The sequence below is a fragment of the Pseudomonas sp. 86_A genome (assembly GCF_017491705.1).
Taxonomy (GTDB): Bacteria; Pseudomonadota; Gammaproteobacteria; order Pseudomonadales; family Pseudomonadaceae; genus Aquipseudomonas; species Aquipseudomonas koreensis.
Genome location: NZ_JAFGYS010000002.1, coordinates 269452 through 292351, shown reverse-complemented (window position 1 = coordinate 292351; position 22900 = coordinate 269452). Strand labels below are relative to the sequence as shown.

Below are 22900 nucleotides of genomic sequence, written 5' to 3'. Positions count from 1 at the left end.
GAATGATCTCTACCTTGCGACGTGGCCTGTTGGTGTTGCTCGCGGCACTGCCGCTGCTGGCCAACGCTGCACCCGGACAGTCGGCGCACGACCTGGTTCAGGACACCACGAACCGGATGCTGGCCGATCTTTCGGCCAATAAAGCGAAGTACAAGCAGGATCCGGCTGACTTCTATGCCGCACTGAACAGCATTGTCGGTCCGGTGGTGGATGCCGAAGGCATTTCCAAAAGCATCATGACGGTCAAGTATTCGCGCAAGGCTACGCCTGCGCAGATGCAGACCTTCCAGGAAAACTTCAAGAAAGGCCTGTTCCAGTTCTACGGCAACGCCTTGCTCGAATACAACAACCAGGGCATCACGGTTGATCCTGCCAAGGACGAGTCGGGCGATCGCACCAGCGTCGGCATGACCGTCAAGGGCAGCAACGGCGCGATCTACCCTGTGCAGTACACGCTGGAGAAGATCAACGGCGAGTGGAAACTGCGCAACGTGATCATCAACGGCATCAACATCGGCAAGCTGTTCCGTGATCAGTTCGCCGATGCGATGCAGCGCAATGGTAACGATCTGGACAAGACCATCAACAATTGGGCTGGCGAAGTGGCCAAGGCCAAGGAAACCACCGAGAAAGCTGCCGAGAAGCCAGCGCAATGAATGAGGCGGCAGTTCGTATGAGTGATGTCGACGAGCTACTGCTCAGCGGAGTGCTGGACTACCGCACAGGTCCCGACCTGCGCAAGGAAGGCCAGGCGCTGATCAAGTCCAGCAAGGCGGCATCGCTGGTGATCGATTGCTCGGCAGTCAAGAAGTCCAGCAGCGTCGGCTTGTCCTTGCTGCTGTGCTTCATGCGCGATGCCCAGGCGGCCGGCAAGGCCGTCAGCATCCGCGCGATGCCGGAAGACATGCGCGAGATCGCTCAGGTCAGTGAACTGACCGAGTTGCTGGCGCACCCCTGAACCCGCATCGATAAAGAAGCCCCCCGTCAGAGTCCTGCCAATGCGGGGTTCGCAGGCGCGGGGCTTTTTTGTATGATGTCCGACCCGTGCGCACAGGGCGCCGATTGAGGTTGAGCATGCAGGCCGTAGAAGTGAAGAGCTTCCTTGAAGGAAAGCTGCCCGGAACGTTGGTAGAAGTTGAGGGCGAAGGCTGCAATTTCCAGCTGAACGTGATTAGCGATGAACTGGCGGCGTTGAGCCCGGTGAAGCGTCAGCAGCAGATCTATGCCCATTTGAACCCATGGATCACCGATGGCAGCATCCATGCGGTCACTATGAAATTTTTCAGCAGCGCGGCCTGGGCCGAGCGCACCTGAGCCTAAGGGCGTCGAGATTCTTATGGATAAATTGATTATTACCGGCGGCGTTCGTCTTGATGGCGAAATCCGCATCTCCGGGGCAAAGAACTCCGCCCTGCCGATTCTGGCTGCCACCCTGCTGTGCGATGGCCCGGTGACCGTTGGCAACCTGCCACACCTGCACGACATCACCACCATGATCGAGCTGTTCGGTCGCATGGGTATCGAGCCGGTGATCGACGAGAAGCTCAGCGTCGAAATCGATCCGCGCACCATCAAGACCCTGATCGCCCCGTACGAACTGGTGAAAACCATGCGTGCGTCGATCCTGGTATTGGGCCCGATGGTTGCCCGCTTCGGTGAAGCCGAAGTCGCACTGCCTGGCGGTTGCGCCATCGGTTCGCGTCCGGTCGACCTGCACATCCGTGGCCTCGAAGCCATGGGCGCGGTGATCGACGTCGAAGGCGGCTACATCAAGGCCAAGGCGCCTGAAGGCGGCCTGCGCGGCGCAAGTTTCTTCTTCGATACCGTCAGTGTGACCGGTACCGAAAACATCATGATGGCGGCTGCCCTGGCCAAGGGTCGCAGCGTGCTGCAGAACGCCGCGCGCGAGCCGGAAGTCGTCGACCTGGCGAACTTCCTCAACGCCATGGGCGCCAAGGTTTCCGGCGCCGGTACCGACACCATCACCATCGATGGCGTCGAGCGCCTGGGTTCGTGCTTCTATAAAGTCATGCCTGACCGTATCGAAACCGGCACCTACCTGGTGGCCGCAGCGGTTACCGGTGGCCGTGTGAAGGTCAAGGACACCGATCCGACCATCCTCGAAGCCGTTCTGGAAAAGCTCCGCGAAGCCGGTGCTGAAGTCACCAGCGGTGAAGACTGGATCGAGCTGAACATGCACGGCAAGCGTCCAAAAGCGGTCAACGTGCGCACTGCGCCGTACCCGGCGTTCCCGACCGACATGCAGGCCCAGTTCATCTCGCTCAACGCCATTGCCGAAGGCACCGGTGCGGTGATCGAGACCATCTTCGAAAACCGTTTCATGCACGTGTACGAGCTGCACCGCATGGGCGCCAAGATCCAGGTCGAAGGCAACACCGCCATCGTTACCGGTACTGAAGTGCTGAAGGGCGCGCCTGTGATGGCGACCGACCTGCGTGCGTCGGCCAGCCTGGTGATCTCGGCCCTGGTCGCCGAAGGCGATACCCTGATCGACCGCATCTACCACATAGATCGTGGTTATGAGTGCATCGAAGAAAAACTGCAGATGCTGGGCGCCAAGATCCGTCGCGTTCCGGGCTGATCGCTGCATGCGGACACAGGGACGTGTCCACTGAATTTGTTTCGAGTCGAGCCGGTATCCGGCTCGATGTGTGTCCGGCGCCGATTGCGACCGGACATGAGTACCTTGATAAGGACTGACGTTTCCCATGTTGACCATCGCACTGTCCAAGGGCCGCATCCTTGACGACACCCTGCCGCTTCTCGCTGAAGCGGGCATCGTGCCGACCGAGAATCCGGACAAGAGCCGCAAGCTGATCATCCCTACCACTCAGGATGACGTACGTCTGTTGATCGTGCGTGCCACCGACGTGCCGACCTATGTCGAGCATGGCGCGGCCGACCTCGGTGTCGCTGGTAAAGACGTGTTGATGGAATACACCGGCCAGGGCCTGTACGAGCCGCTGGATCTGCAGATTGCCCAGTGCAAACTGATGACCGCCGGCAAGATCGGTGCGCCGGAGCCCAAGGGCCGTCTGCGCGTGGCGACCAAATTCGTCAACGTCGCCAAGCGTTACTACGCCGAGCAGGGCCGTCAGGTCGATATCATCAAGCTCTACGGCTCGATGGAACTGGCGCCGCTGATCGGTCTGGCGGACAAGATCATCGACGTGGTCGACACCGGTAACACCCTGCGCGCCAACGGCCTGGAACCTCAGGAACTGATCGCCACGATCAGCTCGCGCCTGGTGGTCAACAAGGCTTCGATGAAGATGCAACACGCCCGTATTCAGGCGTTGATCGATACCCTGCGCAACGCAGTGGAATCGCGACACCGCGGCTGATTCACCTGCGCGACGCTGAGTCGCGCCCGTCTATCCGCCTCATAGCCAGAATCTCAGGTGCCCAAGCGGAAACGACTGCTAAGTTAGGGCGCCTGAGTTTTTGCCATTCCTATGAGGCTCTCGCTATGACCGCACCGACTGCAATTCGCCGACTCAACGCTGCTGACCCGGATTTCGCGCATCATCTGGATCATCTGCTGAGCTGGGAAAGTGTGTCTGACGACTCGGTCAATCAGCGCGTGCTGGACATCATCAAAGCGGTGCGCGAGCGCGGTGACGCGGCGCTGGTCGAGTTCACCCAGAAGTTCGACGGTCTGCAAGTCGCTTCGATGGCTGACCTGATTCTGCCGCGCGAGCGTCTGGAACTGGCCCTGACCCGCATCACCGTGGCGCAGCGCGAAGCGCTGGAAAAAGCCGCCGCGCGGGTGCGTAGCTACCACGAAAAACAGAAGCAGGATTCCTGGAGCTACACCGAAGCTGACGGCACCGTGCTCGGCCAGAAAGTCACGCCACTGGATCGCGCCGGTCTGTACGTGCCGGGCGGCAAGGCCTCGTACCCGTCGTCGGTATTGATGAACGCGATTCCGGCCAAGGTCGCTGGCGTGACCGAAGTGGTCATGGTCGTGCCGACCCCGCGTGGCGAAATCAATGAGCTGGTGCTGGCGGCGGCGTGTATCGCCGGCGTTGACCGGGTGTTCACCATCGGCGGCGCCCAGGCGGTTGCCGCGCTGGCTTACGGCACCGAAAGCGTGCCGCAAGTGGACAAGGTGGTCGGCCCGGGCAATATCTATGTCGCCACCGCCAAGCGCCACGTGTTCGGCCAGGTTGGCATCGACATGATCGCCGGCCCGTCGGAAATTCTCGTGGTGTGCGACGGCCAGACCGATCCGGACTGGATCGCCATGGATCTGTTCTCCCAGGCCGAGCACGACGAAGACGCTCAGGCGATTCTGGTCAGCCCCGACGCCGAGTTCCTCGACAAGGTGGCGGCCAGCATCGACAAGTTGCTACCGACCATGGACCGCGCGACCATCATCGAAACCTCGATCAACGGTCGCGGCGCGCTGATTCACGTGCGCGACATGGCGCAAGCCATCGAAGTCGCCAACCGCATTGCCCCGGAACACCTGGAGCTGTCGGTGGCCGACCCGCAGGCCTGGCTGCCGCAGATCCGTCACGCTGGCGCAATCTTCATGGGCCGGCACACCTCCGAGGCGCTGGGCGATTACTGCGCCGGCCCGAACCACGTGCTGCCGACCTCCGGCACCGCGCGTTTCTCCTCGCCGCTGGGCGTGTACGACTTCCAGAAACGTTCGTCGATCATCTTCTGCTCCGAAGCCGGTGCGTCCGAGCTGGGCAAGACCGCTTCGGTCCTGGCCCGTGGCGAATCCCTGAGCGCGCACGCACGCAGCGCCGAATACCGCATCAAAGACGCAGACTTTCTTCAAGGGCAGGGGGAGTGAACATGAGTAAATTCTGGAGCCCGTTCGTCAAGGATCTGGTGCCTTATGTGCCGGGCGAACAGCCGAAGCTGACCAAACTGGTCAAGCTCAACACCAACGAAAACCCGTACGGCCCGTCGCCCAAAGCCTTGGCGGCGATGCAGACCGAGCTCAACGACAACCTGCGTCTGTACCCCGACCCGAACAGCGATCTGTTGAAGTCTGCCGTCGCGAAATACTACGGTGTACAAAGCAATCAAGTGTTCCTCGGCAACGGTTCGGACGAAGTGCTGGCGCACATCTTCCACGGCCTGCTGCAGCACGAGCAGCCGCTGCTGTTCCCGGACATCAGCTACAGCTTCTACCCGGTGTATTGCGGTTTGTACGGCATCCAGTTTGATGCGGTGCCGCTGGACGCGCAGTTCCAGATCAACCCGGCCGACTACGCCAAGCCCAACGGCGGGATCATTTTCCCCAATCCGAACGCACCGACCGGTTGCCTGTTGGCGCTGGAGGCGGTTGAACAAATCCTCAAGGCCAGCCCGGATTCGGTGGTGGTCGTGGATGAGGCGTATATCGACTTCGGCGGTGAAACCGCGATCAGCCTGGTGGACCGTTATCCAAACCTGCTGGTGACGCAGACCCTGTCCAAGTCCCGTTCACTGGCGGGGCTGCGGGTCGGTCTGGCAGTGGGGCATCCGGATCTGATCGAGGCGCTGGAGCGGATCAAGAACAGCTTCAACTCCTATCCGCTGGATCGTCTGGCAAATGTCGGCGCGGCGGCGGCATTCGAAGATCGCGAGTATTTCGACAAGACCTGCCGTCTGGTCATCGAAAGTCGTGAATGGGTCATCGCGCAGTTGCAGGCCAAGGGTTTTGAAGTGCTGCCGTCGGCGGCGAACTTCATCTTCGCCCGCCACCCGCAACATGACGCGGCAGGTCTGGCGGCGAAGCTGCGCGAGCAAGGCGTGATCGTGCGCCACTTCAAACAGGAGCGGATTGCCCAGTTCCTGCGGATCTCGATCGGTACGCCGGAGCAGAATCAGGCACTGATCGACGGCCTCGGCGAGCTCTGAAAGCACTGCTGAACCTGTGGGAGCGAGCCTGCTCGCGAAAGCGGTTTGTCATTCAACATCATTGTTGACTGTGACGGCCTCTTCGCGAGCAGGCTCGCTCCCACATTGATTTACTGGTGGCTTACTCTTCTTCTTTGACCGGCGCCGGTGGCGGACGCAGGCCGATTTCAGCGGTCAGCTTCAGCTCCTTGCCATTGCGCATCACCTGAATCGTCACTTTGTCGGTCGGCTTGATCCGCGCCACCTGGTTCATCGACTTGCGACCATCACCGGCCGGTTCGCCATCGATGCTCAGAATCACGTCGCCCAGTTGCAGGCCGGCTTTCTGCGCCGGACCGTCGCGGAAGATCCCCGCAACGACAATCCCCGGACGCCCGGACAAGCCAAACGATTCGGCCAGTTCCTGGGTCAGCGGCTGCACTTCAATACCGAGCCAGCCACGAATCACCTGACCGTGCTCGATGATCGACTTCATCACTTCCATTGCCAGTTTCACCGGAATCGCGAAACCGATGCCCTGCGAGCCGCCGGACTTGGAGAAGATCGCCGTGTTGATCCCGGTGAGGTTGCCGTTGGCGTCGACCAGCGCGCCGCCGGAGTTGCCCGGGTTGATCGCTGCGTCGGTCTGGATGAAGTCTTCGTAATTGTTCAGGCCCAACTGGTTGCGCCCGGTGGCGCTGATGATGCCCATGGTCACGGTCTGGCCGACACCGAACGGGTTGCCGATGGCCAGAGCGACGTCGCCGATGCGGATGCTGTCGGAACGGCCGACGGTGATCGCCGGGAGGTTCTTCAGGTCGATCTTCAGCACCGCGAGGTCGGTTTCCGGGTCGCTGCCGATCACTCGCGCCAGGGTTTCGCGACCGTCCTTGAGGGCGACCACGATCTGATCGGCGCCGGTGGTCACGTGGTTGTTGGTCAGGATGTAGCCTTCCGGGCTCATGATCACGCCGGAACCGAGGCTCGATTCCATGCGTTTCTGTTTCGGCGAGTTGTCACCGAAAAAGCGTCGGAATTGCGGATCTTCAAACAGCGGGTGCGCCGGTTTGGCGATGACTTTGGTGGTGTAGAGGTTGACCACCGACGGCGCGGCGATGGTGACCGCGTCCGCATAGGACACCGGCCCCTGCTGCACGCTGGTGGTCTGCGGCGCCTGTTGCAGGTTGACGTCGAGGCTCGGTAGCCCGACCCACTGCGGGTAACGCTGAATAATCAACAGAGCGATAAGCACACCGGCCAACAGCGGCCAGCCGAAAAAACGCAGCGCCTTGAGCATTAAGCACGTCCTGGAAAAGTTGCAGGCGGGGTCAGACCGCCCATAATGTCGCGCATTATACGAGGCCGCGCGCGCCTCTGAACGGGATATTTAGGAGTCTTTCATGGCCGTCGCCCTCAGCACCCTCGTCGAAGAAGCCGACCGTTACCTGGGCAGTGCAAAAATCGCCGATTATTGCCCCAACGGCCTGCAGGTCGAAGGCCGTCCGCAAGTGATGCGCATTGTCAGTGGCGTCACCGCCAGTCAGGCCTTGCTTGATGCGGCAGTCGAGGCGCAGGCCGATCTGATCCTGGTGCATCACGGCTATTTCTGGAAGGGCGAGAACCCGTGCATCACCGGCATGAAGCAGCGTCGCCTCAAGACCTTGCTCAAGCACGACATCAGTCTGCTCGCCTACCACTTGCCGCTGGACCTGCATCCGGAGGTCGGCAACAACGTGCAACTGGCGCGGCAGCTCGACATCACCGTCGAAGGGCCGCTGGATCCGGACAACCTGAAGATTGTCGGCTTGGTCGGCTCGTTGAACGAGCCCATGACGCCGCGTGATTTCGCCCGCAAGGTGCAAGACGTCATGGGTCGCGAACCGCTGCTGGTCGAGGGCAGCGCGATGATCCGCCGCGTGGGCTGGTGCACCGGCGGCGGCCAGGGCTATATCGATCAGGGCGTGGCGGCGGGGGTCGATCTGTTCCTCAGCGGTGAAGCTTCCGAGCAGACCTTCCACAGCGCCCGGGAAAACGACATCAGCTTCATCGCCGCCGGCCACCACGCCACCGAGCGCTACGGCGTGCAGGCACTGGGCGATTATCTGGCGAAGCGCTTCGCCCTCGAGCACATCTTTATCGATTGCCCGAATCCGATCTGAATCCACCGCATTTCACCTGTAGGAGTGAGCCTGCTCGCGATAGCTTTGTCACATTCAACATAGCGGTGACTGATACACCGCTATCGCGAGCAGGCTCACTCCTACACGGGGTGGGCGCCCAAACGGGTGGGCATATTCATATGCCCTTTCGATCTAGTAGGCGTCCTGATTAGAAGAGAGCGCTGTGCTAGGATTCCCCGCTCGAACACGGCCCGCTGGCCGTTCATAAGAAAGCTTTCGTGAGTAGCCATGGTCGACAAACTGACGCATCTGAAACAGCTGGAGGCGGAAAGCATCCACATCATCCGCGAGGTGGCCGCCGAGTTCGACAACCCGGTGATGCTGTACTCCATCGGTAAAGACTCCGCCGTGATGCTGCACCTGGCACGCAAGGCGTTCTTCCCGGGCAAACTGCCGTTTCCGGTGATGCACGTCGACACCCGCTGGAAATTCCAGGAGATGTACAAGTTCCGCGATAAGATGGTCGAGGAACTGGGGCTGGACCTGATCACCCACATCAATCCCGATGGCGTGGCGCAGAACATCAACCCGTTCACCCACGGCAGCGCCAAGCACACCGACATCATGAAGACCGAGGGCCTGAAGCAGGCACTCGACAAGCATGGTTTCGACGCAGCATTCGGCGGCGCCCGTCGCGATGAAGAAAAGTCCCGTGCCAAAGAGCGCGTGTACTCGTTCCGCGACAGCAAACACCGCTGGGACCCGAAAAACCAGCGTCCGGAGCTGTGGAACGTCTACAACGGCAAGGTCAACAAGGGCGAATCCATTCGTGTGTTCCCGTTGTCGAACTGGACCGAGCTGGACATCTGGCAGTACATCTACCTCGAAGGCATCCCGATTGTGCCGCTGTACTTCGCCGCCGAGCGTGAAGTGATCGAGAAGAACGGCACGCTGATCATGATCGACGACGAGCGCATCCTCGAACACCTGTCCGACGAGGACAAGGCACGCATCGTCAAAAAGAAAGTGCGTTTCCGTACCCTTGGCTGCTACCCGTTGACGGGCGCGGTGGAGTCCGAGGCCGAAAGCCTCACGGACATCATTCAGGAAATGCTCCTGACGCGAACTTCCGAGCGCCAGGGCCGAGTCATCGACCACGATGGCGCAGGCTCGATGGAAGACAAAAAACGTCAAGGCTATTTCTAAGGGGTTGTCATGTCGCACGCATCTGATTTGATCAGCGAGGACATCCTCGCCTACCTGGGCCAGCACGAACGTAAAGAGCTGCTGCGCTTTTTGACCTGCGGTAACGTCGATGACGGCAAGAGCACCCTGATCGGGCGCCTGCTGCACGACTCCAAGATGATCTACGAAGATCACCTGGAAGCCATCACCCGCGATTCGAAGAAAGTCGGCACCACCGGTGACGACATCGACCTGGCGTTGCTGGTCGACGGCCTGCAGGCCGAGCGTGAGCAGGGCATCACCATCGATGTCGCTTACCGCTATTTCTCCACCGCCAAACGCAAATTCATCATCGCCGACACCCCCGGCCATGAGCAGTACACCCGCAACATGGCCACCGGTGCGTCTACCTGTGACCTGGCGATCATTTTGGTCGATGCCCGTTACGGCGTGCAGACCCAGACCCGTCGCCACAGCTTCATCGCCTCGCTGCTGGGCATCAAGCACATCGTCGTCGCCATCAACAAGATGGACTTGAAGGACTTCGATCAGGGTGTGTTCGAGTCGATCAAGGCCGACTACCTGAAGTTCGCTGAAGGCTTGAAGATGAAGCCGACCAGCATGCACTTCGTGCCGATGTCCGCCCTCAAGGGCGACAACGTGGTGAACAAGTCCGAGCGCTCGCCGTGGTACACCGGCCAGTCGCTGATGGAAATTCTCGAGACCGTGGAAGTGGCGGGCGACCGCAACTTCACCGATCTGCGTTTCCCGGTGCAGTACGTCAACCGTCCGAACCTGAACTTCCGCGGTTTCGCCGGCACCCTCGCCAGCGGCATCGTCAAGAAGGGCGACGAAGTCGTGGTGCTGCCGTCGGGCAAGAGCAGCCGCGTGAAGTCCATCGTCACTTTCGAAGGTGAGCTGGAGCACGCAGGTCCCGGTCAAGCGGTGACGCTGACCATGGAAGACGAGATCGATATCTCCCGTGGCGACCTGCTGGTGCATGCCGACAACGTGCCGCCGGTCACCGACACCTTCGAAGCGATGCTGGTGTGGATGGCTGAAGAGCCGATGCTCCCGGGCAAGAAATACGACATCAAGCGCGCCACCAGTTACGTGCCGGGCTCGATCGCCAGCATCGTCAACAAGGTCGATGTGAACACCCTCGAAGAAGGCCCGGCGAGCGCGTTGCAGCTCAACGAAATCGGCAAGGTGAAGATCGCGCTCGACGCGCCGATCGCCCTCGACGGTTACGACAGCAACCGCACCACCGGCGCGTTCATCATCATCGATCGTTTGACCAACGGCACTGTCGGCGCCGGCATGATCGTCGCTCAGCCGCTGGCTCACGGCACGGCTTCGCACCACGGCAAACTGGCTCATGTCGCCACTGAAGAACGTGCCCAGCGCTTCGGCCAGCAACCGGCCACCGTGCTGTTCAGCGGTCTGTCGGGCGCGGGCAAGAGCACGCTGGCCTACGCGGTTGAACGCAAGCTGTTCGACATGGGCCGTGCGGTGTTTGTGCTCGATGGTCAGAACCTGCGTCATGACTTGAACAAAGGTCTGCCACAGGATCGCGCCGGCCGCACCGAGAACTGGCGTCGTGCCGCGCACGTGGCGCGTCAGTTCAACGAAGCGGGCCTGCTGACCCTGGCAGCGTTCGTTGCACCAAGCGCTGAAGGTCGCGAGCAGGCCAAGGACCTGATCGGCAAGGATCGTCTGCTGACCGTTTATGTGCAGGCCTCGCCGGCCGTGTGCGCCGAACGTGATCCGCAAGGTCTGTATGCCGCCGGTGGCGACAACATCCCGGGCGAATCCTTCCCGTACGACGTGCCGCTGAACGCCGATCTGGTGATCGACACCCAGTCGCTGTCGCTGGAAGAAAGCGTCAAGCAAGTGCTGGATCTGCTGCGCAAGCGTGGCGCGATCTAAGCGTTAGCTGCAAACCAAAAAGCCCGCCGATGAGTGATCATCGGCGGGCTTTTTATTTCGGGCCAACTCGGTCAACTGTAGGAGTGAGCCTGCTCGCGATAGCGGTGTGCCATTCAACATTGAGAGTGGCTGATCCACCGCAATCGCGAGCAGGCTCACTCCTACAGGGGATTAGCGCTTGGCTGGATAATCGCGGTGCATCTGTTCCAGCAACGCATCCTTGTCCTGCCACAGCTGATTGATCCAGCCCTGAAACTGCAGGCGATACTCGCCGTCCTGGTCGTAGTTCTTGCCGATGAATGCCGGCGGAATCTGCAGCTCTTCAAAGTGCACCACCACGTCCCGCACATTGCCGCACAACAGGTCCCAGAAGCCCGGACGCCCACCCGGATAGTGGATGGTCACGTTGACGATCGACTCCAGCTGTTCACCCATCGCATCCAGCACAAACGCGATGCCACCGGCCTTGGGTTTGAGCAGGTATTTGAATGGAGATTGCTGCTGCGCATGCTTGCCTTCGGTGAAACGCGTGCCTTCGACGAAGTTGAAGATCCCCACCGGGTTGTTGCGGAATTTCGCGCAGGTCTTGCGTGTGGTTTCCAGGTCTTTGCCTTTCTTTTCCGGGTGCTTTTCCAGGTAGGCCTTGGAATAACGCTTCATGAACGGGAAGCCCAGCGCCCACCACGCCAGTCCGATCACCGGGACCCAGATCAGCTCCTGCTTGAGGAAGAATTTCAGCGGTTGAATACGCCGGTTGAGCACGTATTGCAGCACCAGGATATCGACCCAGCTCTGGTGGTTGCTGGTGATCAGGTACGAGTGTTGGTAGTCCAGGCCTTGCAGGCCGCTGATGTGCCAGCGCGTGCGGCGCACCAGGTTCATCCAGGCCTTGTTGTTGCTGATCCACGCTTCGTGGGTGTGGCTCATCAGCCACAGCGAGGCGCGGCGGGCGAGGTCGAACGGCAGCACTTTGATCAGCGCCACGCAGAACAGGAACGAGCACAGCAGAATCGTATTGAGCGCCAACAACAGCGAGGCAATCACGCCGCGCAGCGGTGCAGGGAGAAAATCCAGCATTTACACATCCATAGGTCGGTTGGCGGCTTGAATCGCGGTCAAGGCAATGGTGTAGACGATGTCGTCGACCTGCGCGCCGCGCGGCAGATCATTCACCGGTTTGCGCAGGCCTTGCAGCATCGGGCCGAGGCTGACGCAGTCGGCGCTGCGCTGCACGGCTTTGTGGGTGGTGTTGCCGGTGTTCAGGTCGGGGAACACGAACACCGTGGCGCGACCGGCCACCTGGCTGTTCGGCGCCAGTTGCCGGGCGACTTCCGCGTTGGCGGCGGCATCGTATTGCAGCGGACCGTCGATCAGCAGCGAATGCTGTTGCTCGTGGGCGAGCAGGGTGGCCTCGCGCACCTTCTCGACTTCCTCGCCGCTGGCGGATTCGCCGCTGGAGTAGCTGATCATCGCCACCCGTGGGGTGATGCCGAATGCGGCTGCCGAGTCAGCGCTTTGCAGGGCGATCTCGGCCAGTTCCGCAGCACTCGGGTGCGGGTTCATCACGCAGTCGCCGTAGACCAGCACTTCCTCGGGAAACAGCATGAAAAACACCGACGACACCAGCGTGCAGCCCGGTGCCGTTTTAATCAGTTGCAGGGCCGGGCGGATCGTATTGGCAGTGGTGTTGATCACGCCGGAGACCAGTCCGTCGACTTCATCGAGGGCGAGCATCATGGTGCCGATTACCACGGTGTCTTCCAGTTGCTGTTCGGCCATCGGCGCGTTGAGGCTTTTGCTCTTGCGCAGGGCGACCATCGGCTCGATATAGCGCTCGCGGATCAGGTCCGGATCGAGAATCTCCAGCCCCGGCGGCAACTCGATGCCCTGAGCGCGGGCCACGGCTTCGACGTCCTCGGGTTTGGCCAGCAACACGCAACGGGCGATCCCGCGTTCCTGGCAGATCGCCGCCGCTTGCACGGTGAGCGGTTCGCTGCCTTCGGGCAGGACGATGCGTTTGTTCGCCGACTGCGCGCGTTGAATCAGTTGATAACGGAACACCGCTGGCGAGAGGCGCATTTCCCGTGGTGTACCGCAGCGCTGGTGCAGCCATTTGGCGTCGAGATGGCTGGCGACGAAATCGGTGATGATCTCCGCGCGTTCGCGGTCATCGATGGGGATTTCCTTGTTCAGGCCATTGAGCAGGTTGGCGGTGTCGTAGGAGCCGGTGCTCACCGACAACACCGGCAAACCGGCCTGCAACGCGCCACGGCACAAGTCCATGATGCGCGGATCGGGCAGGGTGTCGCTGGTCAACAGCAGGCCGGCCAGCGGTACGCCATTGAGTGCCGCGAGGCTGACCGCGAGGATGATGTCGTCACGGTCGCCCGGGGTCACCACCAGCACACCGGGCTTGAGCAACTCCACGGTGTTGCGCATGGTGCGCGCGCAAATGATGATTTTGGTCATGCGCCGGGTTTCGTAGTCGCCGGCGTTGAGCACCTGCGCGCCCATCAGGTCAGCGACGTCGCGGGTTCGCGGCGCGTTGAGTTCCGGCTGGAACGGAATGCAGCCGAGCAGGCGGAAATCCCCGCTGCGCAACAACGGCGAATGTTCCTTCAGTCGCGTGGCGAAGGCGTCCATGCTCTCGTCGGTCTTGACCTTGTTGAGGATCACGCCCAGGACCTTCGGATCTTTCGGGCCGCCAAACAACTGCGCCTGCAGTTCCACGCGACCGGAGAGTTCGGCGAGCACTTCGTTTTCCGGGGCCGAGACCAGAATCACTTCGGCATCCAGGCTCTTCGCCAGGTGCAGGTTGACCCGCGCGGCGTAGCTGGCGCTGCGGGTCGGCACCATGCCTTCGACCACCAGCACGTCTTTGCCAATGGCGGCTTGCTGATAAAGGGCGATGATTTCTTCGAGCAGTTCGTCGAGCTGACCGTCGCCAAGCATCCGCTCGACGTGGGCCAGGCCCAAGGGTTGCGGTGGTTTCAGACCATGGGTGCGCGCCACCAGTTCGGTGGAGCGCTCAGGGCCGGTGTCGCCCGGATGCGGTTGGGCGATCGGCTTGAAGAAGCCGACTTTCAGTCCGGCCCGCTCCAGGGTACGCACCAGCCCGAGGCTGATGGAGGTCAGACCCACGCCAAAATCGGTGGGCGCGATAAAAAAAGTTTGCATGCGAATTCTCTAAGGGTGCATGGCAATGGTGGCGATCTATACGTGACCGCCTACCGAAATTCAGTCGCCAAGGTTATCGCTAACCGAGCCTTGTGCGCACCAACCGCAGGCAAAGGGTTGGCCTATTTTTTCAATACGTTGCGCCGGGTCAAGGACCCAGGCGCGCGATTGCCATGGTGGCTGATGACGCAAGTGTTGAGTATGGCCACAGGAAAGCTCGGCCACCCAGTGACCGTCCTCGTCCTGATGGAAACCGGTGATCGTCGAATCCCGTTTGTCCGGGTTGTGTTCGCTTTCGCGCGATTGCTTCGCTAAACTTGGTCTTTCTATATTCTTCTGCAAAAGGTCTCGCCCCATGCTGATCGCCGCCAATAAGGCTGTCTCCATCGACTATACCCTGACCAACGACGCTGGTGAGGTCATCGACAGCTCCGCCGGCGGCGCTCCGCTGGTCTACCTGCAAGGCGCAGGCAACATCATCCCGGGCCTGGAAAAAGCTCTGGAAGGCAAGGCTGTTGGTGACGAGCTGGAAGTTTCCGTTGAGCCGGAAGACGCTTACGGCGAATACGCTGCCGAACTGGTCAGCACCCTGAGCCGCAGCATGTTCGAAGGCGTTGACGAGCTGGAAGTCGGCATGCAGTTCCACGCTTCGGCGCCGGACGGCCAGATGCAGATCGTGACCATCCGTGACCTGGACGGCGACGACGTCACCGTTGACGGTAACCACCCACTGGCCGGTCAGCGCCTGAACTTCAAAGTGAAGGTCGTTGATATCCGTGACGCCAGCCAGGAAGAAGTCGCTCATGGCCACGTCCATGGCGAAGGTGGCCATCACCACTGATTTTCTGCGCTAAGCTTCGAGTACTGGAGAGGCGCCTGCGGGCGCCTTTTTAGTCCGCGGCTGTCCTTGGTGCTCTCGCCAAGTGGCTGTTTCGAGTAGAACACGGGAATCCTGGAGTACGTCATGAGTGCTTTTCACGACCTTAAGTTGACAGCCCTGGATGGTCAGGAGCTACCGCTGGCGCCTTTCAAGGGCCAAGTCGTGCTGGTGGTCAACGTCGCCTCCAAATGCGGCTTGACCCCACAGTACGCAGCGCTGGAAAACCTCTATCAGCAATTCAAGGACAAAGGTTTCAGTGTGCTGGGCCTGCCGTGCAACCAGTTTGCCGGGCAGGAGCCAGGCAGCGAACAGGAAATCCAGGAATTCTGCAGCCTCAACTATGGCGTGACATTTCCGTTGTCGAGCAAGCTCGAAGTCAACGGGCATGATCGTCATCAGCTCTACCGCTTGTTGGCGGGCGAGGGCGCGGAGTTTCCCGGGGATATCACCTGGAACTTCGAGAAGTTTCTGCTCGGCAAGGACGGCCGGGTGCTGGCGCGGTTCTCGCCGCGCACCGCGCCGGATGATCCGACCATCGTTCATGCGATTGAAAAAGCGCTGAGCTGAAACAAAAAAATCGCAGCCATCGAGCTGCGATTTTTTTCGCCTGCCTTTTGAGCCTTAATCATTCTTATCAATAGTGCTATCGCGTGAGAACGGAGCTGCATATTATCGCCGTCATATAGATTGATGCCTGTCGATAACTTTTCGTGGAGCCTCCCGATGCCCGTTCAAGCCTTGTTCAAACCCTTCCACCTCGGTGCCCTCGAACTGCCGACCCGTGTGGTCATGGCGCCGATGACCCGCTCGTTTTCCCCGGGTGGCGTACCCAACTCCAAAGTCATCGAGTACTACCGTCGTCGTGCTGCCGCCGGCGTCGGCCTGATCATCACCGAAGGCACCACCGTTGGCCACGTAGCCTCCAATGGCTACCCTAATGTGCCCCAGTTCTTCGGCGAAGCCCCGTTGGCTGGCTGGAAAAAAGTCGTCGACGCGGTGCATGCCGAGGGCGGCAAAATCGTTCCGCAACTGTGGCACGTGGGCAGCGTACGCCGCATCGGCACCGAGCCGGACGCCAGCGTGCCGGGTTACGGCCCGTCGGAAAAACTCAAGGACGGTCAGGTCGTGGTGCACGGCATGGCCCGGCAGGACATCCAGGATGTGATCGCTGCGTTCGCCCAGGCCGCCAAGGATGCGCAAAGTATCGGCATGGACGGCGTGGAAATCCACGGTGCTCACGGCTACCTGATCGACCAGTTCTTCTGGGAAGGCAGCAACCAACGCACCGACGAATACGGCGGCAGCCTTGCCAACCGTTCGCGTTTCGCCATCGAATTGATCCAGGCGGTGCGTGCCGCGGTCGGCGAAGGGTTCCCGATCATCTTCCGTTTCTCCCAGTGGAAGCAGCAGGACTACACCGCGCGTCTGGTGCAAACCCCGGAAGCGCTGGGTGAATTCCTCAAGCCGCTGTCTGACGCGGGTGTGGACATTTTCCACTGCTCGACGCGGCGTTTCTGGGAGCCTGAGTTCGACGGTTCCGAGCTGAACCTGGCCGGCTGGACACGCAAGCTGACCGGCAAGCCGACCATCACCGTGGGCAGCGTCGGCCTGGACGGCGAGTTCCTGCAATTCATGGTCAACACCGACAAGGTCGCGCAACCGGCGAGCCTGGAGAAACTGCTGGAGCGTCTGAACAACGACGAGTTCGATCTGGTGGCGGTGGGCCGTGCGCTGCTGGTGGACCCGGACTGGGCGCTGAAAGTGCGTGAAGGGCGTGAACAGGACATTCTGCCGTTCAGCCGCGAGGCGTTGATGACGCTGGTTTAAGCGCTGTCAGTACCGACGCCATCGCGAGCAGGCTCACTCCTACACTGGAATGCGTTCCAAATTGTAGGAGTGAGCCTGCTCGCGATGGCTGTTTCAAAATCTGCAGAAACCTAAGGCAATGTCTGCGCATCCGGCAACACCTGCTCCCGTACACACGCCCCCCGCAAATGCTTTTCAAACTGCTCGATGATCGCCGCCCAGCCCTGACGACTGGCATGCTGGCGCGCATTCAGGCGCACGCAACGCAACGTCTCGTCCTCTTCCAACAACCACGCCGCCGCATCGCAGAACGCCTGTTCATCACCGGGCATCGCCAACACGCCGTTGTAGCCATGGCGGATGTGCTGCGCCGCTGCAGCCTGATCGTACGCCACCACCCCCAGACCGGAGGCCAAGGCTTCGAGCACCACATTGCCGAAGGTTTCCGTCATGCTCGGAAACAGAAAAAGGTCCCCGGAGGCATAGTGCGCCGCCAGCGCTTCGCCGCGTTGTGAACCGCAGAAGATCGCCTGCGGCAGCTCCTTTTCCAGCGCGAGCCGTTGCGGTCCGTCACCGACCACGATCAGCTTCAGGTTGCGCTGTGGGTACGTGCTGCACAGTTTGTCGAAGCAGCGCCTGAGCAGGCCCAGATTCTTCTCCGGGGCCAGGCGTCCTACGTGAATCACCGCAATGTCCTGCTCGCTCAGTCCCCATTGTTCACGCAATCCGTTCAGCCGCTTGGCCGGGTGAAACAACTGGCTGTCCACGCCTCGAGAGAGCAGGGCGAGGCGGTCGAAGTGCCGGCGCTCCAGTTCCAGACGTTGACTGACACTCGGCACCAGGGTCATCGCCGAACGGTTGTGGAACCAGCGCAGATAGTGGGTCAGCAAGCGCGTGAGCAAGCCCAGCCCGTATTGGTTGGTGTACTGCTGGAAATTGGTGTGAAAGCCGCTGACCACCGAGATCCCCAGCCGTCGTGCTGCGCGCAGGGCCGACAAGCCGAGCGGGCCTTCGGTGGCGATGTACAGCACGTCCGGCCGCTGGCGTTTCCAGCGCCGCAGCAGCTTGTGCATCGACGACTGTCCCCATTGCAGCCCCGGATACCCAGGCAGCGGCCAGCCCCGACACAGCAACAGCGCGTCATCCTCGGCGCGCTGCGGATCGCCGGCCTGGCGTGGCCGTACCAGTTCCACCTGATGCCCACGCGCGCGCAAGCCATCGCACAAGCGGCCAAGGGTATTGGCCACCCCGTTGATTTCCGGTGGGAAGGTTTCGCTGATCAGGGTGATATGCAGAGCTGTCGTCATGACCTCAGTGTCGGCTGAGGCCATGTCGTGCTTGTGACGTTCAGATGATGGATTTGTGACGCGATCTCAGCGTTGTGTCACCAGATTCTCGGCACCGCGCTCACGCACCCAGAACAAGGTCGCCCCGGCCACCGCCGCCGGCATCATCAGAATGTTAACCACCGGAATCAGCAGCACCAGATAGACGATGCCGCCGAAACTCATGCTCTGCCAGCGCTTCTGCCGCAGCCAGGCGAGCATTTCGTTCCAGCCCAGTTTGTGGTTGTCCGCCGGGTAGTCGATGTACTGGATCGCCATCATCCATACGCCGAACAGCAGCCACAGCGGCGCGGCGACGATGTTCACCACCGGGATGAACGAGAGGATGAACAGGCCGATCGCTCGCGGCAGGAAGTAGCCGAGCTTGCGCATTTCCCGGGCGAGGGTGCGCGGGATCATCGCGATCAGTTCGCCCCAGCTGAACGCCGGGAAATCATCCGTGCCGCGTACCACCACTTCGACTTTTTCCGCGAGAAAGCCGTTGAACGGCGCGGCGATCACGTTGGCGAGCATGGTGAAGGTGAAGAACACCATCAGCGCCACCAGCAGCACGAACAGTGGCCAGAGGATGTAGCTGAGGAAACTCAGCCAGTCGGGCAGTGACGGCATCAGGCTGTCGACCCACAGGCTGAACTGATGGCCGGCCAGATAGATCAATCCGACGAACAGCACCAGGTTGATTGCCAGCGGCAACAACACGAACAGGCGCAGGCTGGGGCTGAGGACCAGTTTGAGGCCTTCGCGCAGGTATTGCGGGCCGGACAGAACAGGGGCGGGCATAAGGTGCTCCGAGCAAGGGAAAACGCGCCGACCTTACCGACTTTGCACTACGCGGGAAAGCGCGGCAGAGCGATCGACATTCACTGTAACAAAGACGTTCATCTCGTCAGTGTCTGCGCATAGAGACCACCTATGAGCTGGATTGTTAAACCGTATTTCCTTAATCTTGCCCCCCTCGATACGCTGCACCCAACTTTTTACAGGACTGTCGAGTTCATGCCTTCCCCAAGGTTATCCACAGTCCTTTTTTATTCCCGCCGGCAGTCCGGCGTTCCGCGCCAGTCTTTCGGCGCGGTCAACAGGAGCAGGTCATGTCTGAAGTCCGTCATTCGCGAGTGATTATTCTCGGTTCCGGCCCTGCCGGTTACAGCGCTGCGGTCTACGCCGCCCGCGCCAACCTCAAGCCGCTGCTGATCACCGGCATGCAGGCCGGCGGTCAACTGACCACCACCACCGAAGTCGACAACTGGCCGGGCGACGTGCACGGTCTGACCGGTCCGGCACTGATGGAGCGGATGCGCGAGCACGCCGAGCGTTTTGAAACCGAGATCGTTTTCGATCACATCAACGCTGTGGACTTCGCCGCCAAGCCGTACACCCTGACCGGCGACAGCGCGACCTACACCTGCGACGCCCTGATCATCGCTACCGGTGCCAGCGCTCGCTACCTGGGCCTGCCGTCGGAAGAAGCGTTCATGGGCAAAGGCGTTTCCGCCTGCGCGACCTGCGACGGTTTCTTCTACCGCAACAAGCCAGTGGCTGTGGTCGGCGGCGGCAACACCGCGGTTGAAGAAGCGCTGTACCTGGCCAACATCGCCAGCACCGTGACCCTGATCCACCGTCGCGAAACCTTCCGCGCCGAGAAAATCCTGATCGACAAGCTCAACGCCCGTGTGGCCGAAGGCAAGATCATCCTCAAGTTGAACGCCAACCTCGACGAAGTGCTGGGCGACAACATGGGCGTGACCGGTGCGCGCCTGAAGAACAACGACGGCAGCTTCGACGAAATCAAAGTCGACGGCGTGTTCATCGCCATCGGCCACACCCCGAACACTTCGCTGTTCGAAGGCCAGTTGACCCTGAAAGACGGTTATCTGGTGGTGCAGGGCGGCCGTGACGGCAACGCGACGGCGACCAGCGTCGAAGGCATCTTCGCCGCCGGTGACGTGGCTGACCACGTTTACCGTCAGGCCATCACCTCGGCCGGCGCCGGCTGCATGGCGGCACTGGACACCGAGCGTTACCTGGACGGTCTGCAGAACGCTTCGTTCTAAATCGCAGACACAAAAAAAAACCGGCCAATCAGGCCGGTTTTTTTATGAGAATCAAAAGATCGCAGCCTCCGGCAGCTCCTACGGAGATCGGTGTAGGAGCTGCCGGAGGCTGCGATCTTTTGATCTTGAATCAGCGGCGGGTCAGCGGCTGTGATTCGAACTTCACACCGTCCAGACCATGCTTGATCAGCGCACGAATATTACCGTGGTCGCTGCCCTCAGGCGTCGCCACCACCGAGCGGTAATGCTCGCCGAACGCCAGCAGCGCCTCTTCATCGCTCAAGCCTTCCAGCAGTGCCAGACCCAATGTCTTGCACGAACCTTCGTTTTGCCCGGCAGCGTTTTCCACGCCACCGTTGTTGAACGCCTGAGGCTGGTAGTCGTAACCGGCGGCGATGAAGGCCAGGGTGTCGGCGAAAAGATGTTCGCCGCTCTTGAGGCTGGCGCGCAGGGTGTTCAGATCACTCATTGGATTTTCCTTTGGCGAACGCCGCCTGTTGTTCGGCGCTGGCTTCTTGCTGGTATTGGGCTTTCCACTCGGCGTAAGGCATGCCGTACACCACTTCACGGGCGTCGTCGAGGCTGACCTCGATCTGACGGTCGTCGGCGGCGGCCTTGTACCACTTGGACAGGCAGTTGCGGCAGAACCCGGCAAGGTTCATCAGGTCGATGTTCTGCACGTCCTTGCGGCTGTCCAGATGGGCGACCAGCCGGCGGAAGGCGGCGGCTTCGAGTTCGAGGCGTTGTTGCTCGGTCATGATGGGCTCTGTGCAGTCTATTCGTGGCGCGGATGATAAAAGTCTGGCGAGCAATGCGCCAGACACGCTCAGCGGCTGGCGGCGAGGGTGATCGACACCGATTCGGCAAACCGCAGCGCATGCGGCTTGTCGACTTCGACTTCGGCATACAGCACGGCGCTATTGCTCATCACCAGATCCAGCAATTCCTGGGTCAGGCGTTCGAGCAGCGCAAAACGGTTGCCCTCGACGTGGGCGATGATCGCCTTGGTGATGGTGCGGTAGTTCAGCGCGTGATCGATGTCGTTGTCGCGCACCGCTTCCTGCGCGGCATACAGGATGGTCAGGTTGATCAGCACATCCTGCTTGTTGAGGATCTCGTCCTCGTTGATTCCGATAAAGGTGCGCAAGCGCAGATCCTTGACCCGGATGCGCGCCATTCCCGGTTGAAGTTGTGACATTTACTTGCTCCGTCCAATCAATTGCAGGAACTCCTGACGGGTGTTGCTCGAGTCGCGAAAGGCGCCGAGCATGACCGAGGTGTTCATGGTCGAATTCTGTTTTTCGACACCGCGCATCATCATGCACATGTGCCGGGCCTCGATGACCACCGCGACGCCGGCGGCATCGGTGACTTGCTGCACCGCATCGGCAATCTGCCGGGTGAGGTTTTCCTGAATCTGCAGGCGCCGGGCGAACATGTCCACCAGCCGCGCAATCTTCGACAGCCCCAGCACCTTCCCCGTCGGAATATAAGCCACATGGGCCTTGCCGATGAAGGGCAGCAGGTGATGTTCGCACAACGAGTACAGCTCGATGTCGGCGACGATGATCATCTCGTCGCTGTCGGAGGCGAACAGTGCGCCGTTGACGATCTCATCCACACGCTGTTCGTAGCCGTGACACAGGTATTGCATGGCTTTGGCTGCGCGCACCGGGGTGTCGAGCAGGCCTTCGCGGTCAGGGTCTTCACCCAGGCCGATGAGGATCTCGCGGTAATTCTCGGGCAGGGTACGGCTCATGGGCGATCCTCGCGCAGCAGCTTATTTGACGTGCCGTCCGCCGTTGACGGTCAGGGTCGTGCCGGTGACATAGGGGTTGTCGAGCAGATAGCGCAGGCTCTGGTAGATCACTTCGCTGCCGGGCTCGATGCCCAGCGCAGATTTGGCCAAAGCCTTGGCGCGGTACGCCGCGTCGTCGTCGGGATTGAACAATAGCAGGGCTGGCGCGATGCCGTTGACCTTGATCGCCGGCGCGTAACGCGCAGCGAACGACAGGGTCAGGCTGTCGAGCCCGGCCTTGCTGGCGCAATAGCCGATGTGCTTGCTGCTGCCCTTGCGGGTGACGTCGTCACTGATGTGAATGATGTCCGCCGGGGTCGAGCGCTTGAGCAGCTCGGCGCAGTGCAGGTTGATCAGGTACGGCGCGAGCATGTGCACGTTGATCATGCGCACGAACGCGTCGGCGTCGTTGTCCGGGGTTTCCGCCAGCCATTCGGAGGCGTTGTGGACGATGGCGCGCAGGCGGTCGGTGTGGCTTTTCAATGCTTCGATGAAGGCGAGAATCGTGCTTTCGCTGGAAAAGTCCGCATACACCCCGACCGCGCCCAGATCACGCAGGGCTTGTACGCCCGGACGTTCGCTGCGGTAGCTGAAGATGACGCGATGGCCGTCTTCGAGCAGGCGTCGCGCGCAGTGCAGGCCGACCCGCTGGCCGGCGCCGGTGATGAGGATCGGGGCGGAGGAAGTGCTCATGAAGGGCTCGCGTCGCGGTTAGAGTAAAAACTATAACAGCGGCGCTGCCG

25 protein-coding genes are annotated in these 22900 nt (G+C 60.9%); 14 read left to right on the top strand and 11 right to left on the bottom strand.

Going from position 1 to position 22900, the window contains the following annotated elements; genetic code table 11:
* Positions 1-2: 2 nt before the first annotated feature.
* From J5M57_RS04705 to hisC, 7 genes are all read left to right on the top strand, one after another.
* Positions 3-656, top strand: coding sequence for an ABC transporter substrate-binding protein (locus J5M57_RS04705; protein WP_169843109.1), 654 nt, complete (start codon positions 3-5; stop codon positions 654-656).
* Complete coding sequence (locus tag J5M57_RS04700; protein ID WP_027610853.1) at positions 653-958, top strand: STAS domain-containing protein; 306 nt, start codon at positions 653-655, stop codon at positions 956-958. The genes J5M57_RS04705 and J5M57_RS04700 overlap by 4 nt, the downstream gene beginning before the upstream one ends.
* Positions 959-1074: 116 nt before the next feature.
* Complete coding sequence (locus tag J5M57_RS04695) at positions 1075-1314, top strand: BolA family protein (RefSeq protein ID WP_007912386.1); 240 nt, start codon at positions 1075-1077, stop codon at positions 1312-1314.
* Between the two features lie 22 nt (positions 1315-1336).
* A complete protein-coding gene (gene murA, locus J5M57_RS04690) occupies positions 1337-2602 on the top strand; it encodes a UDP-N-acetylglucosamine 1-carboxyvinyltransferase (RefSeq protein WP_045122295.1) in 1266 nt (421 codons plus the stop codon).
* Between the two features lie 127 nt (positions 2603-2729).
* A complete protein-coding gene (hisG, locus tag J5M57_RS04685) occupies positions 2730-3365 on the top strand; it encodes an ATP phosphoribosyltransferase (RefSeq protein WP_007912384.1) in 636 nt (211 codons plus the stop codon).
* 125 nt (positions 3366-3490) lie between these two features.
* On the top strand, positions 3491-4828 hold the full coding sequence (gene hisD / locus J5M57_RS04680) for a histidinol dehydrogenase (RefSeq protein ID WP_064585992.1): 1338 nt from the start codon (positions 3491-3493) through the stop codon (positions 4826-4828).
* Between the two features lie 2 nt (positions 4829-4830).
* Positions 4831-5883: a histidinol-phosphate transaminase gene (gene hisC, locus J5M57_RS04675; RefSeq protein ID WP_207847738.1), complete on the top strand. Its 1053-nt coding sequence runs from the start codon at positions 4831-4833 to the stop codon at positions 5881-5883.
* Between the two features lie 121 nt (positions 5884-6004).
* Here hisC and algW read toward each other — a convergent pair whose 3' ends face one another.
* Positions 6005-7159: a Do family serine endopeptidase AlgW gene (gene algW, locus J5M57_RS04670; RefSeq protein ID WP_169843110.1), complete on the bottom strand. Its 1155-nt coding sequence runs from the start codon at positions 7157-7159 to the stop codon at positions 6005-6007.
* Between the two features lie 103 nt (positions 7160-7262).
* On the opposite strand from algW, the gene J5M57_RS04665 reads away from it, so the two are divergent.
* The 3 genes from J5M57_RS04665 to cysN all read left to right on the top strand — a co-directional run bounded on the left by J5M57_RS04665 (position 7263) and on the right by cysN (position 11096).
* Complete coding sequence (locus J5M57_RS04665; protein ID WP_169843111.1) at positions 7263-8021, top strand: Nif3-like dinuclear metal center hexameric protein; 759 nt, start codon at positions 7263-7265, stop codon at positions 8019-8021.
* A 249-nt stretch (positions 8022-8270) separates the two neighbouring features.
* Positions 8271-9188 carry a sulfate adenylyltransferase subunit CysD gene (gene cysD / locus J5M57_RS04660; RefSeq protein WP_007912374.1) on the top strand — a complete coding sequence of 306 codons (918 nt, stop codon included), beginning with the start codon at positions 8271-8273 and terminating at the stop codon, positions 9186-9188.
* A 9-nt stretch (positions 9189-9197) separates the two neighbouring features.
* Positions 9198-11096 (top strand): sulfate adenylyltransferase subunit CysN, encoded by a 1899-nt coding sequence (gene cysN, locus J5M57_RS04655; RefSeq protein WP_207847736.1) that lies wholly within the window; start codon positions 9198-9200, stop codon positions 11094-11096.
* Positions 11097-11267: 171 nt separating this feature from the next.
* On the opposite strand, the gene J5M57_RS04650 is transcribed toward cysN, so the two are convergent.
* From J5M57_RS04650 to J5M57_RS04640, 3 genes are read right to left on the bottom strand one after another with little or no spacing between them, the layout of a single operon-like run.
* Positions 11268-12173, bottom strand: a complete 906-nt coding sequence (locus J5M57_RS04650; protein WP_207847734.1) for an acyltransferase — start codon at positions 12171-12173, stop codon at positions 11268-11270.
* Positions 12174-14273 carry a phosphate acetyltransferase gene (gene pta, locus J5M57_RS04645; RefSeq protein ID WP_083366997.1) on the bottom strand — a complete coding sequence of 700 codons (2100 nt, stop codon included), beginning with the start codon at positions 14271-14273 and terminating at the stop codon, positions 12174-12176.
* A gap of 60 nt (positions 14274-14333) precedes the next feature.
* Positions 14334-14660, bottom strand: a complete 327-nt coding sequence (locus tag J5M57_RS04640; protein WP_045122156.1) for a DUF3565 domain-containing protein — start codon at positions 14658-14660, stop codon at positions 14334-14336.
* Here J5M57_RS04640 and J5M57_RS04635 point away from each other — a divergent pair.
* The 3 genes from J5M57_RS04635 (at position 14629) to J5M57_RS04625 (ending at position 16980) form a co-directional block, all read left to right on the top strand.
* On the top strand, positions 14629-15114 hold the full coding sequence (locus J5M57_RS04635) for a peptidylprolyl isomerase (protein ID WP_064586001.1): 486 nt from the start codon (positions 14629-14631) through the stop codon (positions 15112-15114). The genes J5M57_RS04640 and J5M57_RS04635 overlap by 32 nt on opposite strands.
* Positions 15115-15237: 123 nt before the next feature.
* On the top strand, positions 15238-15720 hold the full coding sequence (locus tag J5M57_RS04630; protein ID WP_064586002.1) for a glutathione peroxidase: 483 nt from the start codon (positions 15238-15240) through the stop codon (positions 15718-15720).
* Between the two features lie 156 nt (positions 15721-15876).
* Entirely contained in the window at positions 15877-16980 is a 1104-nt protein-coding gene (locus tag J5M57_RS04625) for an NADH:flavin oxidoreductase (protein WP_207847732.1), read from the top strand.
* A 110-nt stretch (positions 16981-17090) separates the two neighbouring features.
* Here J5M57_RS04625 and J5M57_RS04620 read toward each other — a convergent pair whose 3' ends face one another.
* Both J5M57_RS04620 and cysZ read right to left on the bottom strand, forming a co-directional pair.
* Positions 17091-18290, bottom strand: coding sequence for a glycosyltransferase family 1 protein (locus J5M57_RS04620; RefSeq protein WP_207847730.1), 1200 nt, complete (start codon positions 18288-18290; stop codon positions 17091-17093).
* A gap of 42 nt (positions 18291-18332) precedes the next feature.
* On the bottom strand, positions 18333-19085 hold the full coding sequence (cysZ, locus tag J5M57_RS04615; RefSeq protein ID WP_207847728.1) for a sulfate transporter CysZ: 753 nt from the start codon (positions 19083-19085) through the stop codon (positions 18333-18335).
* A 311-nt stretch (positions 19086-19396) separates the two neighbouring features.
* Between cysZ and trxB the strand changes: the two genes are divergently transcribed.
* Positions 19397-20359 carry a thioredoxin-disulfide reductase gene (gene trxB, locus J5M57_RS04610; protein WP_003221727.1) on the top strand — a complete coding sequence of 321 codons (963 nt, stop codon included), beginning with the start codon at positions 19397-19399 and terminating at the stop codon, positions 20357-20359.
* Positions 20360-20489: 130 nt separating this feature from the next.
* On the opposite strand, the gene J5M57_RS04605 is transcribed toward trxB, so the two are convergent.
* The 5 genes from J5M57_RS04605 to folM all read right to left on the bottom strand — a co-directional run bounded on the left by J5M57_RS04605 (position 20490) and on the right by folM (position 22850).
* Complete coding sequence (locus J5M57_RS04605; RefSeq protein ID WP_169843117.1) at positions 20490-20828, bottom strand: HopJ type III effector protein; 339 nt, start codon at positions 20826-20828, stop codon at positions 20490-20492.
* Entirely contained in the window at positions 20821-21117 is a 297-nt protein-coding gene (locus J5M57_RS04600; RefSeq protein WP_207847726.1) for a DUF1244 domain-containing protein, read from the bottom strand. Before J5M57_RS04600 ends, J5M57_RS04605 begins: the two co-directional genes overlap by 8 nt.
* 68 nt (positions 21118-21185) lie before the next feature.
* Positions 21186-21557: a dihydroneopterin triphosphate 2'-epimerase gene (gene folX, locus J5M57_RS04595; RefSeq protein ID WP_064586009.1), complete on the bottom strand. Its 372-nt coding sequence runs from the start codon at positions 21555-21557 to the stop codon at positions 21186-21188.
* Entirely contained in the window at positions 21558-22118 is a 561-nt protein-coding gene (gene folE, locus J5M57_RS04590; RefSeq protein ID WP_064586010.1) for a GTP cyclohydrolase I FolE, read from the bottom strand.
* 21 nt (positions 22119-22139) lie between these two features.
* Positions 22140-22850 carry a dihydromonapterin reductase gene (gene folM / locus J5M57_RS04585; protein WP_207847724.1) on the bottom strand — a complete coding sequence of 237 codons (711 nt, stop codon included), beginning with the start codon at positions 22848-22850 and terminating at the stop codon, positions 22140-22142.
* Positions 22851-22900 lie beyond the last annotated feature (50 nt).